Below are 14,397 nucleotides of genomic sequence, written 5' to 3' on the forward strand. Positions count from 1 at the left end.
CCTCTCATGCCATCTCGGCGACGATGGCCTGAGCCACCGCCCTGGGGTCGGCGGCGCCGGTGATCGGCCGCCCGACGACCACATGGTCGATTCCCGCCCGGCGCGCGTCGCCCGGCGTCATCACCCGCTTCTGGTCGCCCGCCGCGGCGCCCGCCGGGCGGATGCCGGGGGTGACGATCAGGCGGTCCGGCCCGACGATGGCGCGCACGCCGGCCGCCTCCGCCGCCGAGCAGACGAGCCCGTCGATGCCGATCGCGGCGGCCTGGGCGGCGCGCTGGGCGACGAGTTCCGCCACGGGCAGGGCGTAGCCCGCCTCCGCCGCGTCCGCATCGTCGTAGGAGGTGAGCACCGTGACGGCGAGGATCTTCAGGCTCTCACCCCGGCCCTTCACCGCCGCCCGCATGGTCTGCGGGTAGGCGTGGACCGTCAGGAAGGTCGCGCCGAGGCCGGAGACCGCGCGCACCCCCTCCTCGATGGTGTTGCCGATGTCGTGCAGCTTGAGGTCGAGGAAGACCTTGTTGCCCCGCGCGACGAGGCGCTCGGCCAGCGCCAGCCCGCCGGCATAGGCCAGCCGGTAGCCGATCTTGTAGAAGGTCGCCGCGTCGCCCAGGCGGTCGATCAGCGCCTCGGCGTCGGGCACGCCCGGCACGTCCAGGGCGACGATGAGGCGGTCTCGCGGGTCGGTCACGGTCTTCGGGGTCACGGTCATGCGGGCACCGATCACGGGGGCGGGCGGGCTGTCAATGCGCGCCGCCGGGCCAGGGGAAACGGATGTTCCCGTTCCGCAGCCCCGCCAGCACCACCTCGACCCCGCCGGACTTCACCATCCATTCGAGCCGGTGGTCGCGGTATTCCCGGCGGCGCCCGCCGGTCGTGTAGAGGTCGGAGGCGGCGGCCATCTTCGCGGCGGCCGCGTCGAACTCCGCGAAGGTTTTCGCGACCGAGGGGCGGTCCCGCACCCGCGCGTGCCACAGGGCGAGCGGGCTGCCGGCCTCCGGGCCGAGGCCGTAATGGACCGAGCGGTTGACCATCGGCGCCACGGCCGTGTCCGCCCAGCCGAAGTCCCGTCCGCCGAACCATTCGGCCGTCCCGAGGCGCCCGGTGAGCCAGTCCTGGAGCACCCGGGTCTGCGCGGCGGCCTGGGCGCGCAGATGCGCGGCGAGCTCGCCGTCCGCCCGGCGGAACCACAGGATCTCGCCGAACCCCCAGTTCACGGCCTCGTACTGCGTGTCGCAGACCTCCTCGGTGATCCGGGCGAAGGCACGCCCGGCCGGCTCGCGGGGCAGGAGGGGCGGATCGGGAAAGCGGTCCTCGACGTATTCGAGGATGACGGTCGATTCGAAGAGCGTCACGTCGCCGTCGATCAGCACCGGCACCTCGGTGCGTGGGTTGGCTGCGGCGAAGGGGCCGTCCTGGCTCCCGGTGCCGAAGCTTTCCGGCAGTTCGGCGGTGAAGGCCACGCCCTTCTCGCGCAGCGCGATCTTGACCTTCTGCGCATAGGACGAGAGCGGGTGCTCGTAGAGCAGCATGGGCGTCTCCGGGTTCGCGCGGGATAGATGACGCGCCGTGCTCACACGGCCAGCACCCGCGCCACCTCGTCCCGCAGGACCGGCAGCAATTCGGCCTCGAACCACGGCTCGCGCTTGAGCCAGCCGTTGTTGCGCCAGGACGGGTGGGGCAGGGGCAGGACGCGGGGGCGGCGGGGCTCGTCGAGGATCGCGCGCCAGCGGCGGACGGTGCCGGTGAGGCCGCCCTCCAGCTTCCCGAGATGCCACGCCTGCGCGTAGGAGCCGATCACGAGGATCAGGTCGAGGTTCGGCAGGCCGGTGAACAGCTCCTCCCGCCAGCGCTCGGCGCATTCCCGGCGGGGCGGCTTGTCGCCACCCTTGGCGTCGAGGCCGGGAAAGCACGAGCCCATCGGCACGATGGCGATTTTTTCCGGGTTGTAGAACTGCGCCTCGTCCAAACCGAGCCAGGAGCGCAGCCGCACGCCCGACGGGTCCATGAACGGCATGCCGGTGCGGTGAGCCCGCGTGCCCGGCGCCTGACTCGCCACGCCGAGGCGCGCGCCGGTCGAGCCCTGGATGATCGGCCGAGGTTCCTGCGGCAGGGGCGGCCCATAGAGGGGGCTGTCTCGACAGAGGCGGCAGGCGCGCAACCGCGCGGCGGTGTCTTCGAAGGGCGGCATCCGGCGGATATAGGGCCCCCGGCGACCGCTCATAAAGAAACGGCGCGGGTCGCGCCGCGCCGTTTGAGTGGAGTCTCGTGCCTTGGGGGAAGGCCTCTCCGGTCTACGCTCCCCCACGCGGAAATATTGTGCGTTTCCTCACGCGCCCTTCGTGCCGGACAAGTCGAGCGGCAGCGAGCGCAGCCGCTGCCCTGTCGCCGCGAAGACGGCGTTGGCGATGGCCGGCGCGAGGACCGGAACGCCAGGCTCGCCGATGCCGGTCGGCGCCACGGCGCTCGAGACGATGTGAACCTCGACCTTGGGCATCTCGCTGATCCGGGTCGGCTCGTAGGCGTCGAAATTCGCCTCCTGCACCTGTCCGTCCTTCAGGGTGATGCGGTTGCGCAGCACCGAGGACAGGGCGAAGCCCACGGCGCCCTCGACCTGCGCGCGGATCACGTCCGGGTTGACGGCGACGCCGACATCGACGGCGGCGACGATGCGCTCGACCTTCACGTGGCCCTCGGCGGCGCTCACCTGCGCCACCATGGCGACGTAGGAGCCGAAGGATTCGTGCACGGCGACGCCGAGCCCGCTGCCCTTCGGCTGCGCGGCGCCCCAGCCGGCCTTGTCGGCGGCGAGCCGCAGGACGCCGGCGAGGCGCGGCGCGCCAGCGAGCAGCCCCAGCCGGTAGGCGACGGGATCGGCGCCCGCCGCATGGGCGAGGTCGTCGATCATCACCTCCATCACATGGGCGGTGTGGCTGTGGCCGACCGAGCGCCACCACAGGACCGGCACGCCCTCGCGGCCGTTATGGACGCCGAAGCGGTAGGCGGCGAGCGCGTAGGGCGTGTCCGAGGCGCCCTCGACGGTGGTGGCGTCGATGCCGTCCTTGACGATCATCGCCTCGAAGGGCGAGCCGATCATGATCGACTTGCCGACCATCACATGGTCCCACCCGACGATGGCGCCCTTGGCGTCGAGGCCGGCGCGGACCTTGTGGAACACGCTCGGGCGGTAATAGCCGCCGGTCATGTCGTCCTCGCGGGTCCAGACGAGGTGGACCGGCGCCGTCTCGCCGCTCGCCTTGAACACGGCGGCGGTCTCGGCGGCGTAATCCGCCGTGGGGGTCGCCCGGCGCCCGAACGAGCCGCCGGCCCAGGTCGTGTGCAGGCGGACCTTGTCCGGCGTCACGCCGAGCAGGGCGGCCATGGTCGCCTGTTCCACGGTCTGGAACTGGAAGCCGGCATAGACGTCGTAGCCGCCGTCACCCGCCTTCTCGATCGTGGCGTTCAGGGGCTCCATCGCCGCGTGGGCGAGATAGGGGAAGGTGAACTCGGCCTCGATCACCTTGGCCGCGCCCTTCAGCGCCGCCTCCGGCTCGCCGCGCTTCGAGGCGGTGAGACCGGGCTTGCCGGCCTTCTCCCGGTACTCGGCGAGAATCGCCTCCGAGGAGCGCGTCTCGGCGGCGGACTCGTCCCACGTCACCTTCAGCGCCTTGCGGCCCTGCATCGCGGACCACGTGTCCTTCGCGATCACCGCGACGCCGGAGGGGACCTGCACCACGTCGATCACGCCCGGCACCTTGCGGGCGTCGGCGGCGTCGAAGCTCTCCACGGTGCCGCCGAAGCAGGGCGCGCGGGCGATCACCGCCGTCACCTGGCCCGGCCGGCGGATGTCGAGGGCGTAGACGGCCGAGCCGTCGGTCTTGGCCTTGGAATCAAGGCGCGCCAGCGGCTTCCCGATGAGTGTCCACTCGCTCGGATCCTTGAGCCGGGGCTCGGCCGGGACGGGGAGGGTGGCGGCGGAGGCCGCCAGCTCGCCGAACCGCGCCTGCCGGTTCGAGGCGGCGTGGCGCACGATGCCGTCCGCCACGGTGATCTCGGCCACCGGCACCCGCCACTGGAAGGAGGCGGCGGCCACCAGCATCTCGCGGGCGGCGGCGCCGGCCTTGCGCAATTGCACCCAGGAATTGGCCACCGCCGTCGAGCCGCCGGTGCCCTGGATCGGGCCCATCAGCAGGTTGGCGTAGCGCGAGGCGTCGGCCGGGGCGAATTCGGTGCGCACCCGCGACCAGTCGGCGCCGAGCTCGTCCGCCAGGATGGTGGCGAGCCCGGTCGTGTTCCCCTGGCCCATGTCGAGGTGCTTGATCACCACGGTCACGGTGTCGTCGGCGCCGATGCGCACGAAGGCGTTCGGGTCGGCCTTGATGCCGGCGGGGTCGAGCCCGGCGGCGCGGGCCGGGCCGGCATCGAGCCGGAAGGCCACGACGATGGCCCCCGCCCCGACGAGGAAGCCCCGCCGGTTCGGACGGGGGGAGGGCGGTGTCTGAATCGGCCGACGGACGTTCAGCATGGCGGCGATGCTCCGGTCAGGACCGTGAAAGGAGGCGGCTTCGCAGGGCGGCGGAGCGGTCAGGCGAGGGAGCGCGCGGCCTCGTGGATCGCCGCGCGGATGCGCTGGTAGGTGCCGCAGCGGCAGATGTTGCCGTCCATGGCGCCGTCGATGTCGGCGTCGGTCGGGCGGGCGTTGCTCGACAGGAGCCCGATGGCGGACATGATCTGTCCGGACTGGCAATAGCCGCACTGGACCACGTCGAGCTTGCGCCACGCGGTCTGCACGGCCTGCGCGACGCGGCCCGAAACGCCCTCGATCGTGGCGACCTGCTGCCCCGCGCCGACATCGCCGAGGCGGGTCTGGCAGGCGCGGACGGGCTGCCCGTCGAGATGCACGGTGCAGGCGCCACACTGGCCGATGCCGCATCCGTACTTGGTGCCGGTCATCGTCAGGTGGTCGCGCAGCACCCACAGGAGCGGCGTGTCCGGATCGGCATCGACCGCATGCGGCACGCCGTTGATCGTGATCTGGGGCATGACGGACTTCGGAATGCGGGGGGACCGAATCCGGCCCGAGACGCCAGCATAGCGCGCGGGAACGCCCCTCGGGCTGTGCGCCAGCGCACACAAACCCCCGGTAAATGGGACAGCCCCCCGAATGCAATCGATTGGACGGTTCTCGGCAGTCCCTTCTTAAGAGTTTGGCGACATCCTGGCTGTCTCTCGTCAATAAATCCCGAATAGCCCGGTTAACCTGCAGCGCATGTCCGATCTCACCGTCGAGATGGTCCAGCGCGGGCGTGGTCCCTCGACGGAGGAGGCCGCCCGGCGCCTCGGTGTCGCCCGCGATATCCGCTCGGCGCGGGAGCGGCTGACCTCGCGCACCGGGCTGGAGCGCGCCTTCGACCAGGAATTGCTGCGCCACTACGCCCAGTACCGGGCCGGATCCGGCATCGCGCTCGGCTTGTTCGCCGTCGCCCTGGCGGGCGCGGCGACCTTCTGGGTGCCCCTGGTGATCGCCGCCGCCTGGGCGCTGTGCGTGTTCATGATGATCACGCTCAACTCCATGATAAGTCGCGCCTTCCTCGCGACGGAGCCGGAGCACATCGACCTCGGCCGCTGGCGCCGCCGCTTCGTGATCGGCGAGGTGCTGCAGAGCCTGTGCTGGTCGGGGATGGTGGCGCTCGGCGGCACGGGGGGCTGGACCTTCGCCCTGTTCGCCCTCGTCATCGCCTCGGCGGTCACGACCATGCTCGCGGCGACCGTGCCGGTGGCGGCGGTGGCGGCCCTGCTGCCGCTCTCGATCGCCACCGTCTCGCTCACGGCCTTCTCCAGCGGCATGGATGCGCTGGCGCTGGTGGCCATGGCCGGGGGCACGCAGATCTTCTTCCTCGGCCTGTCGCGGCGCCTCTACGCCTCGACGGTGGGCGCCCTGCATTCCCGGGCCGAGAAGGACGCGGTGTTCGGCGAACTGGAACAGGCCAAGGCTAATTCCGACGAGGCCCGCCGCCGGGCCGAGGAGGCGAACCTCGCCAAGTCGCGCTTCCTCGCCACGATGAGCCACGAGCTGCGCACGCCGCTCAACGCCATCCTCGGCTTCTCGGAGGTGATGAAGAACGAGGTGTTCGGCCAGCACGCGGCGCCGGCCTACCGCGAATATTCGAACGACATCCACGACAGCGGGATGCACCTGCTCAACCTCATCAACGAAATCCTCGACCTCTCGCGCATTGAGGCCGGGCGCTACGAGTTGAACGAGGAGCCGGTGTTGCTCTCCAGCATCGTGGAGGAGTGCCGCCACATGATGGCGCTCCGGGCCAAGGCGAAGGGCCAGACCGTGCACGACATGGTCGACATGACCCTGCCGCGCCTCTGGGCCGACGAGCGGGCGCTGCGCCAGATCGTGCTGAACCTCCTGTCCAACGCCGTGAAGTTCACGCCGCCGGGCGGGGAGATCTGGCTCAAGGTCGGCTGGACGGCGCGGGGCGGGCAGTACCTCTCCGTGCGCGACAGCGGCCCGGGCATCCCCGAGGACGAACTCGGTACGGTCATGTCCTCGTTCGGCCGGGGCGCCCTGGCGATCAAGACCGCCGAGCAGGGCTCCGGTCTTGGCCTGCCCATCGTGAAGGGCCTCGTGGAACTGCACGGTGGCCAGTTCCAATTGGAATCGCGCCCCCGGCAGGGTACCGAGGTGATCGTGACGCTTCCCGCCGCGCGGGTGATGGACACCCTCGCCGCCGAATCGTTCGACGAGCCGGAACCCGAGCCGGAACCGAAGCCCAAGGCGAAATCGTCGCGGCCGGTGAGCCGCGCAGCCTGAGACAGGTCGAAGCGACTGAATTTTCAGAGTGTTTATTCAGAATTTCTTTGGCCTTGCAAAAGCTAGCTCACGGGCATAGGCTCGATTTGTCGGTACGTTCTTGGATGTTTTGGGCCGTATTTCCTTCGCAGGGCGGTTCTCTCACTCCTATCGTTATCGTTCGACCCGATGTTCCGTGTCCCAACACGGGCGTTGTTTATTCCTGACCCTGCGAAGATCGAGACGTATCCATGTCTACCGGTACCGTGAAGTGGTTCAACGCGACCAAGGGCTTCGGCTTCATCCAGCCTGAGGACGGGGGCCAGGACGTGTTCGTGCACATCTCCGCCGTCGAGCGCGCCGGCCTCGGCACGCTAAACGAAGGTCAGCGCGTTTCCTACGAGCTGGAGACCGACCGTCGCAGCGGCAAGAAGGCCGCCGGCCAGCTCCGCGCCGCCTGATCCTATCCAGGATTCACGACCGAGCCGCCCCCACCGGGGCGGCTTCCTTATGTCGACCCCTAAGGGGCCGCGCGTGTGCGTGCCGCCCGATCCGGAGATTGCGTGAGCTTCCAGAACAGCCAAGCCCTGACCGACCGCCTCGCCGCCTCCTCGAAGGCGCGTTCGGAGACCCTGGCCCGCTTCCGGGCGCGGCCGCCGGCCGACGATCCGGCCGTGCTGGCGCGCCATTCGGCCCGCCGCGCCATCATCGACGCCCGCGAGACCCGCGCCGCCGCCCGTGAAGCCGAGCGCCTGGTCGAGGTCGCCCGCGCCGCCGCCGCAGCGGAAGCCGCCCGTCTGGCGGAAGCCGAGCGCGTCGAAGCCGAGCGCCTCGCCGCCGAGGAGCGCGCCATCGCCCGGCAGGCCGAGCTGAAGGCCCAGCGCGACGCCCGCTACCTCGCCCGCAAGGCCAAGGCCCAGCGTCGCGGGTAAGGGACGTGCCGGACGGGCTCAATCGCCCGTCCGCCGTGCCGCGTTCTTGTAGACCTCGTCGCGCTCGCGCTTGCCGACCGCGACGACCAGCACCATTAGTTCGCGGTCACGCACCTCGTAGACCAGCCGGTAGCCGGCACTCCGCAGCTTGATCTTGTAGCGCTCCTTGGCGCCATGCAGCCGTGCGGACAGGACCTTCGGCGCCTGAAGCCGCTCCACCAGCTTGGCCTTGAAGTGATCCCGCACGCTCGCATCGAGCTTGCGCCACTCCTTCAGCGCCGCGTCGAGGAAGGCGAGCTCATAGCTCATCGAGGGAGACGCGGTGGATCGCCTGCCCCTCCCGCGCGTCGGCGAGGGCGTTCAGTTCGAGATCCTCAAGACGCTCCAGAAGCTCCTCGTAAGCCCTGGCGGGGATGCAGTAGAACGCCGGCTCGTTGCGGTTGAGGATCGCGACGGGAAACCCCTCGCCGGCGGCGACGGTGCCCATCGGGTTCTTCTTCAGATCGGAGATGCTGGCGACGGTCGCGGCGTGGACGGCATGGGGCATGACAGGGGCTCCCGTTCGTGCCTTCCATAGCACCCGGAACTGGTCGCGCCCTAGGGCAATCCGCCCATCGCCCGCACCAGCGCCCATTCCGCGTCGCTGACCGGCTGTACCGACAGCCGGGAGTTGTTGACGAGGACCATGTCCTTCAGGGCCGCCTCGGCCTTGATCGCCTCGAGGGTGACGGGCACGCGCATCGGCTCGACGGCGCGGACGTCGACCATGCCGAAGCGGCCGGTCTCGTCGGTGTGGTCGGGATAATAGGGGCGGATCACCTCCACCACGCCGACCACGGCCTTGCCCTCGTTCGAGTGGTAGAAGAACCCGCGCTCGCCCACCCGCATCGCCATCAGCTGCTGCTTGGCGAGGTGGTTGCGCACGCCGTTCCAGAACGTGCCCTCCGCGCCGGCCGCGACCTGTTGCGCCCACGACCAGGTCGCGGGCTCGGACTTGAACAACCAATACGCCATCGTCGTCTCGTCGGGATTCCTGACGCCTCAATCCATCTCGCCCCGCAGGGGCCGGGAGAGAAGCTTGGCGGCGACCGTATCCACCTCGGTCTCACCCGCCACCAGCGCGGCGACCGCCTCGGCCACCGGCATCTCGATGCCCCGCGCCCGGGCGAGGCCGGTCAGCGCGGCGGCGGTGAAGGCGCCCTCCGCGAGCTTGCCGCCCGCCGCCGCCTCCGGGCTCGCCCCGGCGCCGAGGCGCTGGCCGAAGGCGAAGTTGCGCGATTGCGGCGAGCCTGCCGTGAGCACGAGGTCGCCGAGGCCCGACAGCCCCATCAGCGTCTCCGGCCGCCCGCCGAAGGCACGCGCGAAGCGCATCAGCTCCGCGAAGGCGCGGGCGATGAGGGCGGCGCGGGCACTCTCGCCGAGCCCTCGTCCCGCGACGATCCCGCAGGCGATGGCCAGCACGTTCTTGCCCGCCCCGCCGACCTCGACGCCGCGCACGTCGTCGGTGTGGTAGAGCCGGAAGGTCGGCCCCGAGATCAGCGCCGAGAGCGAGGCCGCGAGGCCGGCATCGGCGCTGGCCAGCGTCACGGCGGTCGGCAGGCCGCGGGCCACATCCGCCGCGAAGCTCGGGCCGGAGAGCACGGCGACGGGCGTCCCGGCGGGAAGCACCTCGGCCGCGACCGCGCTCATGAAGCTGTCGCTGCCCCGCTCGATGCCCTTCGCGCAGAGGATCACCGGCCCCGCCGCCGCCAGCGGCGCGGCGAGTTGCCCGAGCACCCCGCGCACCGTCTGCGCCGGCACCACGAGGAGGGTCGCCCGCGCCCCCGCGAGCGCGTCCGCCTCGGCCGTGGCGCGCACCGCCGGATGCAGGGGGACGCCGGGCAGGTAGCGCGGGTTCTCGCGCTCGGCCTCGAGCCGCGCGGCGGCCTGCGGATCGCGCAGCCAGAGGGTCACCGGATGGCCGGCGGCGGCGGCGGCGTTGGCGAGCGCCGTGCCCCAGGCTCCGCCGCCGACGACGTTCACGGATGCGCTCATGCGGTCTGCCTCAGCTTGCCCCGCCACGCCAGCGAGCGCCGGTTGAGGGCGTGGAGGTCGGCCTCGCCTGCGAGCACCGTTTCGCCCAGCGCGATCGCCGCTTCCAGCCGGTCGGCGGCCATGTTCGCGTAGGCCGGCGGCTTCACGCTCTCGCGCCAGGGGCCGCCGCAGGCATGGTCGAGGAGGATGCGGGCGAAGCAATGGTCGAGGCGCACCGGCCAATCCGGGTGAATCAGCGCCGCCTCCGGCAGGCGGCGCTCCACGAGGTCGCGCCACGCGGCGCGCCGGTCGGGGGCATTCATGCCGCCGTGACCGGCGAGGGCTCGGCCGCCAGCGGCCAGCGCGGGCGGGCCGGGGCGGTGATGTCGTCCACGAGGCCGAGCCGCAGGCGCTCCAGCCCGGCCCAGGCGATCATCGCGCCGTTGTCGCCGCACAGGTGCAGGGGCGGGGCGACGAAGGCGAGTCCGGCTTCCCCCGCCAGCGCAGCCAGCGCCCGCCGAATCGCGCCGTTGGCGGCGACGCCCCCCGCCGCGACCAGGGCGGTCGGCCGCCCGGCCCGGTCGGAGAAGCCGCGCAGGGCCACGCGGGTGCGGTCGATCACCACATCGACCACCGCCGCCTGGAAGCCGGCGCAGAGGTCGGCCACGTCGCGCTCGGCCAGCGGCGCGGTGCGCTCGGCCTCGATCCGCAGGGCGGTCTTGAGGCCGGAGAGGGAGAAGTCGGCCTCCCGCCGCCCGAGCATCGGCCGAGGGAGGGCGAAGCGTTCGGGATCGCCGGCCTCGGCCATGCGCTCCACCTCCGGCCCGCCGGGATAGCCGAGGCCGAGGAGCTTGGCGGCCTTGTCGAAGGCCTCGCCGATGGCGTCGTCGATGGTGCCGCCGAGGCGCACGTAATCGCCGACGCCGCGCACGGCCACGAGCTGCGTGTGCCCGCCGGAGGCGAGCAGCAGCAGGTAGGGGAAGTCGAGCCCGTCCGTCAGCCGGGCGGTGAGGGCGTGGGCTTCGAGATGGTTGACCGCGAGCAGCGGCTTGTTCGCCACCAGCGCCAGGGTCTTGGCGGTGACGAGGCCGACCAGCACGCCGCCGATCAGCCCCGGCCCCGCCGCGACGGCGATGCCGTCGAGGTCGGAAAGGCGCGTCCCGGCCCGTTCGAGGGCGCGGGCGATCAGCCGGTCCAGCACCTCCACATGGGCGCGGGCGGCGATCTCCGGCACGACGCCGCCATAGGCCGCGTGCTCGGCGATCTGGCTCAGCACCTCGTTGGCGCGGATCACCGGCGCCCCATCGGGATCGAGCGAGACCACGGCGGCGGCGGTCTCGTCGCAGGTGGTCTCGATGCCGAGTACGGTCTTCACGTAGCGGACTCCCTGCGATCCCGAACCCGTCGGGGGCGAACCGCCCCCGACGGGTTCGGGATCGGTTGCGCCGTCATGCGGCTCAGTCGACGGCGACCATGACGTCGGACGCCTTGACGACGGCATAAGCCGGGCCGCCGGTCACGAGCTTCAGGCTCTCGACGGACTCGTTGGTGATCGAGGCCGTGACGACCTGACCGGGGCTGATCTCGATCTTCACATGCGCGGTGGTGGCCCCCTTGTCGATCGAGACGACGGTGCCCTTGAGGACGTTGCGTGCGCTGATCTTCATGAAGTCGAATTCTCCTGCGGGCGCGCCGCGTGGCGCTGCGGGCTCCTACCCCATCGCGGGCCGGGTGGCGACCGGCTCATGGGTCGCCCTCGGCTGCGTCCTCCGCATCCTCCGGCACGGGCGCCGCGCCCCAGCCGGTCAGCGCCGCGTTGAGGTCGTCGAGCACGAAGTGCCGGGCGCTGTCGCGGTCGTAGCCCTCCGCGAGGAGGTCATCGTACTCGGTGAAGACGTGGCGGGCATAGGCGATCAGGGCGAGGCGGGCGGCCGTCTCCGGCGCGGCCCCACGCAGGCCGGGGCTCGCCAGCGCCCGGTCGATCACGACGCCGGATTCGAAGGACGGCAAGCGCGGGGCGAGGCGGAGGAGGGCGCCCGCCACGGCCGAGCGCCGGTTCGGGGGCCCCTCCGCCGGGGGTGGGTTTGTCCACGTCATGCCATGACCTTCACAGCGCGATCAGATAACATCGGACGCAGGCTCGATCACAGACGGTGATCCGCCAAGGGTACGGTCTCATGCGCACGTTCGTCTCGTCCAGCCTCGCCCTCGCCGCGCTCCTCGCCGCCGGCCCGGTCCTGGCGCAGGCCCAAGCCGCCAAGCCGGACATGAGCGCCGCCGTCCCGGCGCCCGGCCGCTCCGTCTCCGCGACGGGCCGCACCATGCCGAGGCCGCGCAACGCCCCGACGGAGGCCGCCGCCAAGCCCACCGCGAGCGAGGCCGAGATGCTGAAGGCCCAGAAGGCCGCCGAAACCCGCTCCAAGGCCTGGGACACCAAGATGCACCGGACGATGGGTTCCATCTGCCACGGATGCTGAGGGGGCCGGTCCCAACGAAAAAGGGGCCGCCCGAAGGCAGCCCCCTGTTCCGTCCGATCCGGGTGGACCTCAGCGCGAGTAGAACTCGATCACGAGGTTCGGCTCCATCTGCACCGGGTAGGGCACCTCGGAGAGGCCCGGCACGCGGGTGACGCGGGCGGTCATCTTGGCGTGGTCCACCTCGATGTAGTCCGGCACGTCGCGCTCGGCGAGCTGGCTCGCCACGATGACGATCTCGAGCTGGCGGGAGGCTTCCTTGACCTCGATCAGGTCGCCGGCCTTCACCTGGTAGCTCGGGATGTTCACGCGCACGCCGTTCACCTTGATGTGCCCGTGGTTCACGAACTGGCGGGCGGCGAAGGGGGTGGCGACGAACTTCGAGCGGTACACCACCGCGTCCAGGCGACGCTCGAGCAGGCCGATCAGGTTCTCGCCGGAATCGCCGCGCTGGCGGATCGCCTCGGCGTAGTAACGGCGGAACTGCTTCTCGGTAATGTTGCCGTAATAGCCCTTGAGCTTCTGCTTGGCGCGCAGCTGCGTGCCGAAATCGCTCATCTTGCCCTTACGGCGCTGGCCGTGTTGGCCGGGGCCGTATTCGCGGCGGTTCACGGGGCTCTTCGGGCGGCCCCAGATGTTCTGGCCCATGCGGCGGTCGAGCTTATGCTTCGCCTGAATCCGCTTCGACATGACTTCGCGTCCTCTCGTAATGAGAATTGAGGAACGCGCCCTCCTCTTCCCGACACCGAAGGTTCGGGACGACAGGGCGGCCGGAGCCGGCCCACGGGTGCGCGTAAAACGCCGCGGGGCCCCGTTGAGGAGCCCCGTCGACGGTCGGTTCCATACGGGAGACGGCGGGCGCGGTCAACCGCCCGCCGCCGCGCGGGGCGCTCAGAGGTAGGCGGCGAGGCTCTTGTCGCGGGCGACGTCCCGGCAATGGGCGAGGTAGCCGCTCTGGTGCAGCCCCATCAGCTCGGTCACGGAGGTCCAGAGCCAGTGCGGCGCGCGCTCGTGCCAGCCATCGGCCTCGACGCGGCCGCGCCACGCCCGCCGCGCCTCCGGGGACAATTGCCGCCCATGCGCCCGCCCGACCACCGCCGCGAGGCTGCGGGCCACGCGCACGCCCTCGTCCTTCGAGAATTGCTCGGCGACGATCTTGAGATCCTGCGGCAGCAACTCGCGCACGATCACCGGGGTCTCGCCGATCCGGGCGGCGATCATCCGCTCGCCCAGAGCCGGCGACAGGGCGCGCGCGCCCTCGACGACGCGCCGGGCGTGGTCCTCGGGGATCGTCACGCCGGGGGCGGCCGGGGCGAGGAAGGGCACGCCCTCCTTCACGTCGATCAGCGCCACCTTGGAGCGGCCCTTCGCCCCGGCGATCCGCACGAGGCCCGCGAGCCGCATCTTGCCCAGCGACGAGCAGCCCTTGATCCAGTAGGCGGCGTCGATGAGCGACACGGCCTCGTCGCCGCCGCGCTCCAGGCCGAGGACCCGCGTGCGGAAGCCGGGCTCGCTCAGGAGGGCCTCGAAGGCCGCCTCCTCGTCGGGCGACAGGTCGAGGAACCGCTTGCCCCGGGGCAGGCGCGCGGACTTACCCCGCAGGCGCTCGTCCGAGAGGTGGCGCCAGCGCCGGCCGAGGGCCCGGTTCCGGGTCGTCTCGACGATGGCGGAATCCTCGTCCCCCTCGTCCTCCCCCTCGGGATCCTCGAGGCCCGCGCTGTAGCCCATGGCGATCGCCTCGATCATCCGCGCGACGGCGATGCCGGAGAGCGGCGCGGTGAGGCCGGCGGTCACCAGCGAGAGGGTGAGCCGCACGAGGTCGTAGGCGGGGTTGCTGACGACGGTCTGGTCGAGGTCGCGAATCTGCATCCGCACCTTGCCCTCGGTGTCGGCCAGGGCGCCGATATTGCCGAGGTGGCAGTCGCCGCAGATCCAGACCGGCGGGCCCTCGGGGAGGGCGTCGGGCGGGAAATCCGCGAGCCATTCGTAGAAGCGGGCGGTCGATCCCCTCACGTAGGAGAGGGGCGACGCGGCGATCTTGCACAGACGCCGCGTCCGCAGGAGCTCCGCCTCGCGCCCCTCGATCGGCCGGACATGGACGTTCATCGCTCGCCTGCACCCCGTGCCCGACACCCGCATCGGGCGCGGGTGTCATGGTTTCGTCATGTAGGACTCA

General features: G+C 71.5%; 18 protein-coding genes and 1 pseudogene. 4 read left to right on the plus strand and 15 right to left on the minus strand.

Translation table 11 applies throughout. From position 1 onward, the window contains the following. Positions 1-4 precede the first annotated feature (4 nt). The 5 genes from pyrF to MKK52_RS06170 all read right to left on the minus strand — a co-directional run bounded on the left by pyrF (position 5) and on the right by MKK52_RS06170 (position 5,040). On the minus strand, positions 5-709 hold the full coding sequence (gene pyrF, locus MKK52_RS06150; RefSeq protein WP_243952932.1) for an orotidine-5'-phosphate decarboxylase: 705 nt from the start codon (positions 707-709) through the stop codon (positions 5-7). Positions 710-740: 31 nt separating this feature from the next. Then, entirely contained in the window at positions 741-1,529 is a 789-nt protein-coding gene (locus MKK52_RS06155; RefSeq protein ID WP_243952933.1) for a glutathione S-transferase family protein, read from the minus strand. 41 nt (positions 1,530-1,570) lie between these two features. Beyond that, positions 1,571-2,188, minus strand: a complete 618-nt coding sequence (locus MKK52_RS06160) for a uracil-DNA glycosylase family protein (protein ID WP_243953000.1) — start codon at positions 2,186-2,188, stop codon at positions 1,571-1,573. A gap of 138 nt (positions 2,189-2,326) precedes the next feature. Beyond that, on the minus strand, positions 2,327-4,522 hold the full coding sequence (locus tag MKK52_RS06165; RefSeq protein WP_243952934.1) for a xanthine dehydrogenase family protein molybdopterin-binding subunit: 2,196 nt from the start codon (positions 4,520-4,522) through the stop codon (positions 2,327-2,329). A gap of 59 nt (positions 4,523-4,581) precedes the next feature. Beyond that, positions 4,582-5,040 carry a (2Fe-2S)-binding protein gene (locus tag MKK52_RS06170; protein ID WP_243952935.1) on the minus strand — a complete coding sequence of 153 codons (459 nt, stop codon included), beginning with the start codon at positions 5,038-5,040 and terminating at the stop codon, positions 4,582-4,584. 226 nt (positions 5,041-5,266) lie between these two features. Between MKK52_RS06170 and MKK52_RS06175 the strand changes: the two genes are divergently transcribed. The 3 genes from MKK52_RS06175 to MKK52_RS06185 all read left to right on the plus strand — a co-directional run bounded on the left by MKK52_RS06175 (position 5,267) and on the right by MKK52_RS06185 (position 7,734). Continuing rightward, the gene (locus MKK52_RS06175) at positions 5,267-6,823 is read left to right on the plus strand and encodes a sensor histidine kinase (RefSeq protein WP_243952936.1); all 1,557 of its coding nucleotides are present in this window, start codon (positions 5,267-5,269) and stop codon (positions 6,821-6,823) included. Between the two features lie 230 nt (positions 6,824-7,053). Then, complete coding sequence (locus MKK52_RS06180) at positions 7,054-7,263, plus strand: cold-shock protein (protein WP_243952937.1); 210 nt, start codon at positions 7,054-7,056, stop codon at positions 7,261-7,263. Between the two features lie 102 nt (positions 7,264-7,365). Next, positions 7,366-7,734, plus strand: coding sequence for a DUF6481 family protein (locus MKK52_RS06185; protein ID WP_243952938.1), 369 nt, complete (start codon positions 7,366-7,368; stop codon positions 7,732-7,734). Positions 7,735-7,752: 18 nt separating this feature from the next. Here the strand turns inward: MKK52_RS06185 and MKK52_RS06190 are convergent, their stop codons facing one another. The 8 genes and pseudogenes from MKK52_RS06190 to MKK52_RS06225 form a co-directional block, all read right to left on the minus strand. Continuing rightward, positions 7,753-8,043, minus strand: a complete 291-nt coding sequence (locus tag MKK52_RS06190; RefSeq protein ID WP_243952939.1) for a type II toxin-antitoxin system RelE family toxin — start codon at positions 8,041-8,043, stop codon at positions 7,753-7,755. Then, on the minus strand, positions 8,033-8,281 hold the full coding sequence (locus tag MKK52_RS06195; protein WP_243952940.1) for a type II toxin-antitoxin system Phd/YefM family antitoxin: 249 nt from the start codon (positions 8,279-8,281) through the stop codon (positions 8,033-8,035). The genes MKK52_RS06190 and MKK52_RS06195 overlap by 11 nt, the downstream gene beginning before the upstream one ends. A gap of 50 nt (positions 8,282-8,331) precedes the next feature. Beyond that, positions 8,332-8,748 (minus strand): EVE domain-containing protein, encoded by a 417-nt coding sequence (locus MKK52_RS06200; protein WP_243952941.1) that lies wholly within the window; start codon positions 8,746-8,748, stop codon positions 8,332-8,334. Between the two features lie 27 nt (positions 8,749-8,775). Further along, entirely contained in the window at positions 8,776-9,768 is a 993-nt protein-coding gene (locus MKK52_RS06205) for an NAD(P)H-dependent glycerol-3-phosphate dehydrogenase (protein ID WP_243952942.1), read from the minus strand. A gap of 11 nt (positions 9,769-9,779) precedes the next feature. After that, positions 9,780-10,070 (minus strand): annotated as a pseudogene (locus tag MKK52_RS06210) (N-acetyltransferase); the annotation flags it as partial. Beyond that, positions 10,067-11,122 carry a tRNA (adenosine(37)-N6)-threonylcarbamoyltransferase complex transferase subunit TsaD gene (gene tsaD, locus MKK52_RS06215; RefSeq protein WP_243952943.1) on the minus strand — a complete coding sequence of 352 codons (1,056 nt, stop codon included), beginning with the start codon at positions 11,120-11,122 and terminating at the stop codon, positions 10,067-10,069. The pseudogene MKK52_RS06210 and the gene tsaD, both read right to left, overlap by 4 nt. 82 nt (positions 11,123-11,204) lie before the next feature. Continuing rightward, positions 11,205-11,414: a molybdopterin-binding protein gene (locus tag MKK52_RS06220; RefSeq protein ID WP_243952944.1), complete on the minus strand. Its 210-nt coding sequence runs from the start codon at positions 11,412-11,414 to the stop codon at positions 11,205-11,207. A 76-nt stretch (positions 11,415-11,490) separates the two neighbouring features. Then, positions 11,491-11,844: a DUF2293 domain-containing protein gene (locus tag MKK52_RS06225; RefSeq protein ID WP_243952945.1), complete on the minus strand. Its 354-nt coding sequence runs from the start codon at positions 11,842-11,844 to the stop codon at positions 11,491-11,493. An 80-nt stretch (positions 11,845-11,924) separates the two neighbouring features. Here MKK52_RS06225 and MKK52_RS06230 point away from each other — a divergent pair, with 80 nt between their 5' ends. Next, entirely contained in the window at positions 11,925-12,224 is a 300-nt protein-coding gene (locus MKK52_RS06230; protein WP_243952946.1) for a hypothetical protein, read from the plus strand. A gap of 69 nt (positions 12,225-12,293) precedes the next feature. Here the strand turns inward: MKK52_RS06230 and rpsD are convergent, their stop codons facing one another. Continuing rightward, positions 12,294-12,911, minus strand: coding sequence for a 30S ribosomal protein S4 (gene rpsD / locus MKK52_RS06235; RefSeq protein ID WP_243952947.1), 618 nt, complete (start codon positions 12,909-12,911; stop codon positions 12,294-12,296). 201 nt (positions 12,912-13,112) lie between these two features. Continuing rightward, entirely contained in the window at positions 13,113-14,327 is a 1,215-nt protein-coding gene (locus MKK52_RS06240; RefSeq protein ID WP_243952948.1) for a DUF2252 family protein, read from the minus strand. Between the last annotated feature and the right edge of the window lie 70 nt (positions 14,328-14,397).

Source organism: Methylobacterium sp. J-067 (assembly GCF_022829465.1).
Lineage (GTDB): Bacteria > Pseudomonadota > Alphaproteobacteria > Rhizobiales > Beijerinckiaceae > Methylobacterium > Methylobacterium litchii.